The 12,359-nt window shown below is 60.5% G+C and carries 10 protein-coding genes; 1 reads left to right on the forward strand and 9 read right to left on the reverse strand.

All coding sequences use genetic code 11. From position 1 onward, the window contains the following. Positions 1-13: 13 nt before the first annotated feature. The 9 genes from ACIPQ1_RS18995 to flhA form a co-directional block, all read right to left on the reverse strand. Positions 14-754 carry a flagellar motor protein gene (locus ACIPQ1_RS18995; RefSeq protein WP_186728626.1) on the reverse strand — a complete coding sequence of 247 codons (741 nt, stop codon included), beginning with the start codon at positions 752-754 and terminating at the stop codon, positions 14-16. Then, a complete protein-coding gene (locus ACIPQ1_RS19000) occupies positions 754-1,893 on the reverse strand; it encodes a protein-glutamate methylesterase/protein-glutamine glutaminase (RefSeq protein WP_411386827.1) in 1,140 nt (379 codons plus the stop codon). The genes ACIPQ1_RS18995 and ACIPQ1_RS19000 overlap by 1 nt, the downstream gene beginning before the upstream one ends. 48 nt (positions 1,894-1,941) lie before the next feature. Then, on the reverse strand, positions 1,942-4,203 hold the full coding sequence (locus ACIPQ1_RS19005; protein WP_446534604.1) for a chemotaxis protein CheA: 2,262 nt from the start codon (positions 4,201-4,203) through the stop codon (positions 1,942-1,944). Positions 4,204-4,231: 28 nt separating this feature from the next. Next, a complete protein-coding gene (locus ACIPQ1_RS19010) occupies positions 4,232-5,017 on the reverse strand; it encodes a protein phosphatase CheZ (RefSeq protein WP_207966032.1) in 786 nt (261 codons plus the stop codon). Positions 5,018-5,035: 18 nt separating this feature from the next. Continuing rightward, on the reverse strand, positions 5,036-5,407 hold the full coding sequence (locus tag ACIPQ1_RS19015) for a chemotaxis response regulator CheY (protein ID WP_064378627.1): 372 nt from the start codon (positions 5,405-5,407) through the stop codon (positions 5,036-5,038). A 167-nt stretch (positions 5,408-5,574) separates the two neighbouring features. Beyond that, positions 5,575-6,318: an RNA polymerase sigma factor FliA gene (gene fliA, locus ACIPQ1_RS19020; protein ID WP_014337177.1), complete on the reverse strand. Its 744-nt coding sequence runs from the start codon at positions 6,316-6,318 to the stop codon at positions 5,575-5,577. Beyond that, positions 6,315-7,145 (reverse strand): flagellar synthesis regulator FleN, encoded by an 831-nt coding sequence (gene fleN, locus ACIPQ1_RS19025; protein WP_003184001.1) that lies wholly within the window; start codon positions 7,143-7,145, stop codon positions 6,315-6,317. The genes fliA and fleN overlap by 4 nt, the downstream gene beginning before the upstream one ends. Positions 7,146-7,260: 115 nt before the next feature. Beyond that, complete coding sequence (flhF, locus tag ACIPQ1_RS19030; protein WP_411386825.1) at positions 7,261-8,610, reverse strand: flagellar biosynthesis protein FlhF; 1,350 nt, start codon at positions 8,608-8,610, stop codon at positions 7,261-7,263. A gap of 11 nt (positions 8,611-8,621) precedes the next feature. Beyond that, positions 8,622-10,751 carry a flagellar biosynthesis protein FlhA gene (flhA, locus tag ACIPQ1_RS19035; RefSeq protein WP_446534605.1) on the reverse strand — a complete coding sequence of 710 codons (2,130 nt, stop codon included), beginning with the start codon at positions 10,749-10,751 and terminating at the stop codon, positions 8,622-8,624. 476 nt (positions 10,752-11,227) lie between these two features. Between flhA and ACIPQ1_RS19040 the strand changes: the two genes are divergently transcribed. Next, entirely contained in the window at positions 11,228-12,346 is a 1,119-nt protein-coding gene (locus ACIPQ1_RS19040; protein WP_446534606.1) for an RHS repeat-associated core domain-containing protein, read from the forward strand. Positions 12,347-12,359 lie beyond the last annotated feature (13 nt).

Raw genomic sequence — 12,359 nt, forward strand, 5'->3', positions numbered from 1 at the left:
TCCATATCCCCCATCAGTCCATGAAGCCCTGGAGCTTCAATTCAATGGAGCGCGGGTTCTCACCCTCGGCGATCGACAGGATCCCTTCCAGCAGCATTTCGCGATAGCGCGACTGGCGCAACGCGATGGACTTGAGCTTGGCCGCGATCGGCAACAACACCAGGTTGGCGCTCGCCACGCCGTAGATCGTCGCGACGAATGCCACGGCGATGCCGCTGCCCAGTTGCGACGGATCGGCCAGGTTGCCCATCACATGGATCAGGCCCATCACCGCACCGATGATGCCAATGGTCGGCGCGTAGCCGCCCATGCTTTCGAAGACCTTGGCCGCCTCGATGTCGCGGCTTTCCTGGGTGTAGAAATCCACCTCCAGGATGCTGCGGATGGCTTCCGGCTCGGCACCGTCCACCAACAATTGCAGGCCTTTGCGCGAGTAGCTGTCGGGTTCGGCATCGGCCACCCCTTCCAGGCCCAGCAAGCCTTCCTTGCGAGCGGTCAGGCTCCAGTTCACCACGCGGTCGATGCCACCGGCCAGGTCGACACGGGGCGGGAACAGAATCCAGATCAGCACCTGCATGGCGCGCTTGAAAGCACTCATCGGCGATTGCAACAGCGCCGCGCCAATGGTGCCGCCGATCACGATCAACGCCGCCGGACCGTTGGCCAGCGCGCCCAGATGACCGCCTTCCAGGTAATTGCCGCCAATGATGGCGACAAACGCCATGGTGATGCCAATCAGGCTGAGCACATCCATTAAATGCAGGCCTCGACCAGGTGTCGACCGATGTCGTCCAATCCGTATACCGCGTCGGCAAGATCAGCTTTCACGATCGCCATGGGCATGCCGTAGATCACGCAACTGGCTTCGTCCTGGGCCCAGATCGCACTGCCGCCCTGCTTGAGCAGGCGCGCGCCTTCGCGACCGTCGGCGCCCATGCCGGTCAGCACCACTGCCAAAACTTTGTCGCCGTAGGACTTGGCGGCGGAACCGAAAGTAATGTCCACGCAAGGCTTGTAGTTCAGACGCTCATCGCCCGGCAGGATTTTCACCGCGCCGCGGCCGTCGATCATCATCTGCTTGCCACCCGGTGCCAGCAACGCCAGGCCGGGGCGCAGGATGTCGCCATCCTCGGCTTCCTTGACGCTGATGTTGCACAGCTTGTCCAAGCGCTCGGCAAATGCCTTGGTGAACGCCGCCGGCATGTGCTGGATCAGCACGATGGGGGCCGGGAAGTTGGCGGGCAATTGAGTCAGGACCCGTTGCAGCGCCACCGGGCCGCCGGTGGACGTGCCGATCGCCACCAGTTTGTAGGCTTTGCGCTTGGGTGCCGGCGACGATGCACTGGCAGGCGCCGAACGCGTCGGCGCAGGTGCCGGGGCGCTACGCACCGGTGCAGGATTGAAGCTGCTCGAAGCCGTCGGCGCAGGCGCAGGCGCCGGGCTTGGCGCCGCAACCGGGGCGGGTGCCGGCGCGCTGTAGGCACTGACACGGCGATTGCTGCGGGAAATGCTGTGGACCTTCTCGCACAGCAACTGCCGGACCTTGTCCGGGTTGCGCGAAATGTCTTCGAAATTCTTCGGCAGGAAATCCACCGCGCCGGCGTCCAGCGCATCGAGGGTCACCCGGGCGCCTTCATGGGTCAGGGAGGAGAACATCAAGACCGGGGTCGGGCAGCGCTGCATGATATGCCGCACGGCCGTGATGCCGTCCATCATCGGCATCTCGTAGTCCATGGTGATCACGTCCGGCTTGAGTGCCAGCGCCTGATCGATCGCCTCTTTGCCGTTAGTCGCGGTACCGACGACCTGAATACTCGTGTCCGCTGAAAGAATTTCCGAGACGCGGCGACGGAAAAAACCCGAATCGTCCACCACCAGGACTTTAACTACCATAAACACTCCGTTAGACGAGACGCGGCCCTGGGCCACGCCCCTCCAGAATCAAATACGCCGGGCGGCGTAACGCTTGAGCATGCTTGGCACATCGAGAATCAACGCGATGCGGCCGTCGCCGGTGATGGTGGCGCCGGACATGCCCGGGGTGCCCTGGAGCATCTTGCCCAACGGCTTGATGACCACTTCTTCCTGGCCCACCAACTGGTCGACGACAAAGCCGATCCGCTGGGTGCCCACCGAAAGGATCACCACGTGGCCTTCGCCTTGCTCGACGTGAGCAGCGGAGCTGACCAGCCAGCGCTTGAGGTAGAACAGCGGCAGCGCCTTGTCCCGCACGATGACCACTTCCTGGCCGTCGACCACGTTGGTGCGCGACAGGTCGAGGTGGAAAATCTCGTTGACGTTGACCAATGGGAAGGCGAAGGCCTGGTTGCCCAGCATCACCATGAGCGTCGGCATGATCGCCAGGGTCAACGGGACCTTGATGACGATCTTCGAGCCCTGGCCCTTGGTCGAGTAGATATTGATCGAACCGTTGAGCTGGGAAATCTTGGTTTTCACCACGTCCATGCCCACGCCACGGCCCGACACGTCGGAGATCTCGGTCTTGGTCGAGAAGCCCGGGGCGAAGATCAGGTTGTAGCACTCGGTGTCGCTCAGGCGGTCGGCGGCGTCCTTGTCCATCACACCGCGTTTCACCGCGATGGCACGCAGCACGTTCGGGTCCATGCCCTTGCCGTCGTCGGAGATCGACAGCAGGATGTGGTCGCCCTCCTGCTCAGCGGCCAGGATCACCTTGCCGCCACGGACCTTGCCCGAGGCTTCGCGTTCTTCCGGCGACTCGATGCCGTGGTCGACCGCGTTGCGCACCAAGTGGACCAGCGGGTCGGCCAGGGCCTCGACAAGGTTCTTGTCGAGGTCGGTCTCTTCACCCACCAGTTCCAGGTTGATTTCTTTCTTGAGCTGGCGAGCCAGGTCGCGAACCAGGCGCGGGAAGCGCCCGAAAACTTTCTTGATCGGCTGCATCCGCGTCTTCATGACCGCGGTTTGCAGGTCCGCCGTGACCACGTCAAGGTTCGACACGGCCTTGGACATGGCTTCGTCCTGGCTGTTGAGGCCCAGGCGCACCAGGCGGTTACGCACCAGCACCAGCTCGCCGACCATGTTCATGATCTCGTCCAGGCGCGCGGTATCGACCCGAACGGTGGTCTCGGCTTCGCTGGCCGGTTTTTCCGCTGGCGGCGCAGCCGGCGCAGCACGGGCAGGCGCCGGGGCGGCGGCAGGATTGGCGGGCTCGGCCTTGGGCTCAGGTGCCTTGGCGGCGGGTTTAGGCGCGGCCTTGGCCGCTGGCGCAGCAGTGGCGGTGGTGCCGGCAGCAGGGGCAGCCGTGGCCTTCCCGACTTCTGTGAACTTGCCTTTGCCGTGCAGTTCGTCGAGCAGCGATTCGAATTCATGATCGCTGATCAGGTCGCTGCCAGCCGCGGCGGCAGCCGGCTTGGCTGGCGTCGGCGCGGAAGCGATGGCCGAATCCAGGGCGTCAACGGCAAAGGTGCCCTTGCCATGCAACTGGTCGAGCAAGGCTTCGAATTCGTCGTCGGTGATGTCCGAGCTGTCGCCCGCCGCTTTCGGGGCGGCCGGGGCTGCTGGCGGGACAACGGCATCTGGCGCGAACTGGCCCTTGCCGTGAAGCTGGTCGAGCAGCGACTCGAACTCGGCATCGGTGATTTCGTCGCTGCCAGCCCCATTGCTGGCCGGTGCAGCCGGCGCAACCTGAGCGGCCGGCGCTTCGGCCTGGGCCTTGACGGCACTCAGGGAGTCCAGCAACTGTTCAAATTCGTTATCGGTGATGTCGCCCGATTCCTCGGCGACCGGTTCTTCAACCACCGCCTCGGCAACCGGCGCGGCTTCGTCAGCCGATTGCGGCTCGGCCAGGCGTGCCAGCGCGGCGAGCAGCTCGGGGGTGGCTGGGGTAATCGGCGAGCGCTCACGCACTTCGCTGAACATGCTGTTGACCGCATCCAGCGCTTCGAGCACCACGTCCATCAATTCCGAATCAACGCGACGCTCACCCTTGCGCAGGATGTCGAACACGTTCTCGGCAATGTGACAGCACTCCACCAGCTCGTTGAGCTGGAGGAAGCCGGCGCCTCCTTTTACAGTGTGGAAACCGCGAAAAATTGCATTGAGCAGATCCGCATCATCAGGTCGGCTTTCCAGCTCGACCAGCTGTTCGGACAGTTGCTCTAGAATCTCGCCGGCCTCAACCAGGAAATCCTGAAGGATCTCTTCATCGGCGCCGAAGCTCATTAATGGCTGCTCCTAAAATAGGGCTAAATCAAAATCCAAGGCTGGACAGCAAATCGTCCACATCGTCCTGACCGGACATAACGTCTTCTCTTTTATCGGCATGAATTTGCGGACCTTCACCCTGAGAGAGATGTTTTTGTGGATCTTTTTCGGCAAGCATCGCTTCACGGTCGTGTTCGATGCCTGCAAAGCGGTCGACCTGGCTAGCCATCAGCACCAGTTTGAGCAGGTTGCTTTCCACTTCGGTGACCAGTTGGGTCACACGCTTGATCACCTGGCCGGTCAGGTCTTGATAGTCCTGGGCCAGCAGAATGTCGTTGAGGTTGCTGGCCACGGCGCGGTTTTCGCTGCTGCTGCGCGTCAGGAAACCGTCGACCCGACGGGCCAGCTCCCGAAATTCTTCAGCACCGACTTCGCGACGCATGAACCGGCCCCAGTCGGTGCTCAAGGCCTGGGCCTCTTCACTCAGGCCATTGACCAGCGGCGTAGCGCTTTCCACCAGGTCCATGGTGCGGTTGGCCGCCGCCTCGGTCAGCTTGACCACATAGCCCAGGCGCTCGGTGGCGTCGGTGATCTGCGAGACTTCCTCGGCCTGCGGCATGTGCGGGTCGATCTGGAAATTGACAATCGCGCTGTGCAGTTCACGCGTGAGCTTGCCCACTTCCTGATACAGACCACGGTCACGGGTCTGGTTGAGCTCATGGATCATTTGAACCGCATCGCCAAAGCGACCTTTTTCAAGGCTGTCGACCAGTTCGCGGGCATGTTTTTTCAGGGTCGATTCGAAATCGCCCATTGAAGATTCGTTGTCCATAGCTCCCCCGTGGCGCCGTTAACCGATGCGTTCGAAGATTTTTTCGATCTTCTCTTTCAACGCCTGGGCCGTGAAGGGCTTGACCACATAGCCGTTTACACCGGCCTGGGCCGCTTCGATGATCTGCTCGCGCTTGGCTTCGGCAGTCACCATCAGCACCGGGAGGTGCTTGAGTTTTTCGTCGGCGCGCACATGGCGCAGCAAGTCGATACCGGTCATGCCGGGCATGTTCCAGTCAGTCACCAGAAAGTCGATGCTCCCGCTGTTGAGGACCGGAATGGCTGTGACGCCATCATCCGCCTCGACCGTGTTGGTGAACCCAAGGTCACGCAACAGGTTTTTTATGATCCGCCGCATCGTTGAGAAGTCATCAACGATGAGGATTTTCATGTTCTTGTCCAATTCGACCTCCAAGCAGTCTTAAACGCGCCCAGCACCTGGACGCGCCATTTCAATCAATTCCGGCACAACACTCGACAACGGTCTGGAGCACAACGGATGGAAACTGACCCGGCAACGCCATGCCAGTCCCGCTCGCAGTGTCCCCACACTGCCTGTCAGCGCGCTCGCCACTCCCCCAAACGGCCCCGCAAGCGGGCCGCGCACTGGCTGTGTAACTGGCTGACCCGAGATTCGCTGACCCCCAGGACCTCACCGATTTCCTTGAGGTTCAGCTCTTCGTCGTAGTACAGCGCCAAGACCAGTCGCTCACGTTCCGGCAAATTGGCAATCGCATCCGCCAGCGCGCTCTGGAAACGTTCATCTTCCAGGTCACGTGACGGCTCCATGTGAGCACTCGCGTTATCCTCATGCAGCCCTTCGTGCTCGCCGTCCTGCAAGAGGTCGTCGAAGCTGAACAGGCGACTGCCCAAGGTATCGTTCAAAATCCCGTAATAATCATCGAGACTCAACTGGAGTTCGGCCGCAACCTCGTGATCTTTAGCGTCACGCCCAGTTTTAGCTTCGATTGCCCGAATCGCGTCACTGACCATGCGGGTATTGCGGTGCACCGAACGCGGCGCCCAATCGCCCTTGCGGACTTCATCGAGCATCGCCCCGCGAATGCGAATACCGGCATAGGTCTCGAAACTGGCGCCCTTGCTGGCGTCGTATTTGTTCGACACTTCAAGCAGGCCGATCATGCCGGCCTGGATCAAGTCCTCGACCTGGACACTGGCTGGCAACCGCGCCAGCAAGTGATAGGCGATACGCTTGACCAGTGGCGCATAACGCTCGATCAATTCGTATTGGGCGTCCCGTGCCGATTTTTTGTAGAGATGGTTGTAACCGCTGGCTGTCATAACACGGGCCCTGCTGTTTGTTGCACAAGACGCTCGACGAAAAACTCCAGATGCCCGCGGGGGTTGGCCGGCAGTGGCCAGGTATCGACCTTCTGGGCGATCGCCTTGAACGCCAGCGCGCATTTGGAACGTGGAAAGGCTTCATAAACGGCACGTTGCTTCTGGACGGCCTTGCGCACGCTTTCGTCGTAAGGCACTGCACCGACGTATTGTAGGGCGACGTCCAGGAAGCGATCGGTGACCTTCGTCAATTTGGCGAACAGGTTGCGTCCTTCCTGCGGGCTCTGGGCCATGTTGGCCAGGACGCGGAAGCGGTTCATGCCATAGTCGCGGTTAAGCAGTTTGATCAGGGCATAGGCGTCGGTGATGGACGTCGGTTCGTCGCAGACCACCAGCAGCACTTCCTGGGCGGCGCGCACGAAACTGACGACCGAGTCGCCGATGCCGGCCGCGGTGTCGATCACCAGCACATCGAGGTTGTCGCCGATGTCGCTGAACGCCTGGATCAGGCCCGCGTGCTGCGCCGGGGTCAGGTGAACCATGCTCTGGGTGCCGGAGGCAGCCGGCACGATGCGAATCCCGCCCGGCCCCTGCAACAGCACGTCGCGCAGTTCGCAACGGCCTTCGATCACGTCCGCCAGGGTGCGTTTGGGGGTAAGCCCCAACAACACGTCGACGTTCGCCAGGCCCAGGTCGGCGTCCAGCAGCATGACCCGTCGGCCAAGCTCTGCCAGAGCCAGGGACAAGTTCACTGACACGTTAGTCTTCCCGACGCCACCTTTGCCGCCGGTCACCGCGATCACCTGTACGGGATGCATGCTGCCCATGTTCGTTCTTTACCTTGTCTTCTTAGACGGAGGCCACATTACTGGCTGCGCGTTCGCATACGGAACAATGCATGGCAGACCATCGATGTAGGTACAAAAAATATTCATGATTACCTCAGCCGACCTGCTTGGTCGGGCTGTGGTAGATGTCAGCGAACATGTCAGCCATGGCTTCCTCGCTGGGTTCTTCCTGCATTTGCACACTTACGGCACGACTGACCAATTGATGACGGCGCGGCAGATGCAAATCATCCGGGATCCGCGGCCCATCGGTCAGGTAGGCCACCGGCAGTTCATGACCGATCGCCAGGCTCAACACCTCGCCCAGGCTTGCCGTTTCGTCCAGCTTAGTCAGGATGCAGCCGGCCAGCCCGCAGCGTTTGTAGCTGTGATATGCGGCGGTTAGAACCTGTTTTTGGCTGGTGGTTGCCAACACGAGATAATTTTTTGACTTGATACCGCGTCCGGCCAGGCTTTCGAGCTGCATGCGCAGGGCCGGATCGCTGGCTTGCAGGCCGGCGGTATCGATCAGCACGACGCGTTTGCGCAGCAGCGGCTCCAGCGCCTGGGCCAGGGATTGGCCCGGATCCACATGGGTCACCGACACATTGAGGATGCGGCCCAGGGTCTTGAGTTGTTCCTGGGCACCGATACGGAAACTGTCCATGCTTACCAGGGCGATGCTCTGGGCGCCGTACTTGAGTACATAACGGGCGGCGAGCTTGGCCAGGGTGGTGGTCTTGCCCATGCCGGCAGGACCGACCATGGCAATGACCCCGCCCTCTTCCAGCGGCTCGACTTCCGGCGTGGCAATCATGCGTGCCAGGTGCGCCAGCAACATGCGCCAGGCTTGGCGCGGCTCTTCGATACCATTGATCAGCGCCAGCAGGTCGCGGGACAACGGGCCGGACAGGCCGATGCGTTGCAGGCGACGCCACAGGTTGGCCTGGGCCGGACGGCTGCCTTGCAGCTGGTTCCAGGCCAGGGAGCCGAGCTGGACTTCCATCAGCTCGCGCAGGCTGTTGAGTTCGAAGCGCATCGAGTCCAGGGCGCGCGGGTCAAGCCCACGGGCTGGCGCGGCAGGTGCCGGCTCTGGACGACGCGGTTCGGCCTGGACCTGTTCCATCAGCGGTTCGGCGGCGGTCAACGGCAGGCCGGCGGTCAGCGGTTGACCGGCGAACAATTGACGATTGATGCCCGGCGCACCTTCGCCTTCGCTGCTGCGCAGGCTCAGTTCGGCCTGGGCGCTGGCGATGCGCGATTGAGTCTTGCGCAGCTCATCTTCAAGTTCCATGTTCGGAACCCGTGGCGCCAGCGCCGACAATTTGTAATCCAGGGCCGCCGTCAGCTCGACACCGCCGGCGATACGACGGTTGCCAATGATGGCTGCTTCAGCGCCCAGCTCGTCACGAACCAGTTTCATGGCCTGACGCATGTCTGCGGCGAAAAAACGCTTCACTTGCATAAACCACTACCTCAGCCGTTGGGCCCTACTGTCGCAACGATGGTCACTTGCTTGTTGTCCGGTATTTCCTGGTACGCCAGCACATGCAGCCCCGGGACCGCGAGGCGTCCGAATCGCGAGAGCATCGCGCGAATCGGACCGGCCACCAGCAGGATCACCGGTTGGCCTTGCATCTCTTGCCGCTGGGCTGCCTCGATCAGCGAACGCTGCAGCTTCTCGGCCATGCTTGGCTCCAGCAGAACACCCTCTTCCGAGCCTTGTCCTGCCTTCTGCAGACTATTGAGCAATATCTGTTCCAACCTTGGCTCCAAGGTGATAACAGGCAGCTCAGACTCAGTGCCTACAATGCTTTGGACGATTGCACGGGATACGCCGACCCGAACCGCGGCCACCAAGGCGGCGGTATCTTGACTCTTGGACGCGTTGTTGGCGATGGCTTCGGCAATACTGCGTATGTCGCGCACGGGCACTTGTTCGGCCAACAACGCTTGCAGCACCTTGAGCAACTGCGACAACGAAACCACGCCCGGCACCAACTCTTCAGCCAGCTTCGGCGAGCCTTTGGCCAGTACTTGCAGGAGTTGCTGGACTTCTTCGTGGCCAATCAACTCGCTGGAGTGCTTGTACAGAATCTGGTTCAAGTGGGTCGCCACCACGGTACTGGCGTCCACCACGGTGTAGCCGAGGGACTGGGCCTGGGCCCGCTGACTGATTTCGATCCACACCGCCTCCAGGCCAAAAGCCGGATCCTTGGCGGTGATGCCGTTGAGGCTGCCGTAGACCTGGCCAGGGTTGATCGCCAGCTCGCGGTCGGGGTAGATCTCGGCTTCGGCCAGGATCACGCCCATCAGTGTCAGACGATAGGCGCTCGGCGCCAGGTCGAGGTTGTCGCGGATGTGCACAGTGGGCATCAAGAAGCCCAGGTCCTGGGAGAGCTTCTTGCGCACCCCCTTGATCCGCGCCAGCAACTGACCACCCTGGTTGCGGTCGACCAAAGGAATCAGGCGATAACCGACTTCCAGGCCGATCATGTCGATGGGCGTCACGTCATCCCAGCCCAGTTCCTTGGTTTCCATGGCGCGGGCCGGCGACGGCAGCAGTTCCTGCTGGCGCTTGACCTCTTGCAGGGCCTGGACTTTCTGCACGTTCTGCTTCTTCCAGAACAGGTAGGCACCGCCAGCTGCCAGGGCCGCCATGCTCAGGAAGGAAAAATGCGGCATGCCAGGCACCAGGCCCATCACCGCCATCAGGCCGGCGGCAACAGCCAGGGCCTTGGGCGAGGCGAACATCTGCCGGTTGATCTGCTTGCCCATGTCCTCGGAGCCCGAAGCGCGGGTCACCATGATCGCGGCGGCTGTGGATAACAGCAGTGATGGCAATTGCGCCACCAAACCGTCACCGATGGTCAACAAGGCGTATACCTTGCCGGCATCGCCGAAGGTCATGCCATGCTGGAAGATGCCGACGGCCATGCCGCCGATCAGGTTGATGAACAGAATCAACAGGCCGGCGATGGCGTCACCGCGCACGAATTTACTGGCACCGTCCATGGAGCCGTAGAACTCGGCTTCCTGGGCCACTTCCAGGCGGCGCAGCTTGGCCTGGCTCTGGTCGATCAGGCCGGCGTTGAGGTCGGCGTCGATCGCCATCTGTTTGCCGGGCATCGCATCGAGGGTGAAACGCGCGCTTACCTCGGAAATCCGCCCGGCGCCCTTGGTCACCACGACGAAGTTGATGATCATCAGGATGGCGAAGACCACGATACCGACCACGTAGTTACCGCCGATCACCACTTCGCCAAAGGCCTGGATCACCTTACCGGCGGCGGCGTGGCCTTCTTGGCCATGAATCATCACCACCCGGGTGGACGCCACGTTCAGCGCCAGGCGCAACAGCGTGGCCACCAGCAGGATGGTCGGGAACACCGCGAAATCCAGCGGCCGCAGGGCGTAGACGCACACCAGCAGCACCACGATCGACAGGGCGATGTTGAACGTGAAGAACACGTCCAGCAGGAACGGCGGCACCGGCAGCATCATCATGGCGAGCATGACCAGCAGCAACAGCGGCACGCCCAGATTACCCCGGCTGAGGTCTACGACATTGCTGCGTGCAGAGCTGAGTAACTGAGAGCGATCCACCAATATTCCCCGTTCCTGTGAAGCAAACTTTTGACGCCCGGAGGGGGCGCAGGCGGGGTATTGCAAGAAGCCTTCCAACTTTTGCCGGAGGCGGGAATAGAGCGGCTGACGCACATTCAACTTTGTGGGAGCGAGCCTGCTCGCGATGGCGATTTGTCAGTCAATATCTGTATCGACTGGATCATTGCAATCGCGAGCAAGCTCGCTCCCACAGGGTCATGCTGTTCACCTAAGGCAAACGACGAACCTGTGGCGAGGGAGCTTGCTCCCGCTGGGTCGCGAAGCGGCCCCGAAACAAGTCGAATACGAAACATCAGACACACCTGTTATCGCGGTCGCTGCGCAACCGAGCGGGAGCAAGCTCCCTCGCCACGGGGCCTGGCGCTTTCCAGGCAAACCTAACAGTTCTGCTAGTTCCCCCTTTGCACCCCAACCCCGATAATCCAACGGAGCCTCACCCAAACGGAGCGTCGACCATGTCAGCCACGCACCTCTGCACTTACCGCTATGACCCTCTGGATCGCCTCACCTGCCACACCGTGATGACTCACGCGCCTGTCCAGCGGTTTTATTGCAAGTCTCGCCTGACGACAGAAATCGAAGGGGCCATCAGCCGGTCAATTGTCCAACATGGCGATCAATTGCTGGCCCAGAGCGAAACCCAAGGCAGCGCAAAGCAAGCGACATTGTTAGCGACCGATCAGCAACGCTCGGTATTGCATGCCGTTTCCTCCAATGAAAGGCAGTCCCATGCCTATTCGCCTTATGGCAATCGAACTATCGGCAACGGTTTTTTGAGCCTGCTCGGCTTCAATGGAGAACGACCGGACCCGGTGACCGGGCATTATTTGCTGGGGAATGGTTATCGGGCGTTCAATCCGGTTTTGATGCGGTTTAATAGTTCGGACAAATTGAGTCCGTTTGGCAAGGGCGGGATAAACTCTTATGCATATTGTTCAGGTGATCCAATAAACAGGAGCGACCCGAACGGAAGGATGGGGATCAGTTCTCTCTGGCGTTGGGTGAGCGCGGCTCTTTTTCCTGCTCGCCCGAGAATTCATTTAAGCGGGCCCGAGGTCGTATTTAATTTAAGGGGGCCCGAGATTGTAATCAATAAGTTCTCCCTCCCTCCAAAAGGTTATTATGTAGTTAAAACAACTATCCAACGTCCATGGCGGGCGACGGAGGGAATTGAAACAATACATAAAAAAACCATACTATCCACCCTCCCGCAAAGACTTGAAGAAGCGGCCTTTTCAATCCTTCCGAATACTTTCGATCCACGTAAATATACGCGCCTCTTCCAGAACAAGATTGACCATCTCTCCCGAGTCAATTTTTTTAATTACTTGCAGGATAGGAAAACAGTATCACGTCTTCAAAGCCCCGGAATGCCAGATACGGGCAAAATCAATCTTATAGGATCCCTAAGCGAAGCGAGCAAGGTACGAGGAATCAATATGTTTGCGCTGGAAAAGTGGAAGTATGAAATTAGACGTAGTGAATCTTATTATTCCCTCAGTGGCTTCCACAGCGATGGTAGATGGGAATCGGACTTTTTAGCGCCCCTCGGTCTTCGCCTCGGGTTCGAATAAGCCTCCACTGAAA

It is taken from the genome of Pseudomonas sp. LARHCG127 (assembly GCF_052871455.1).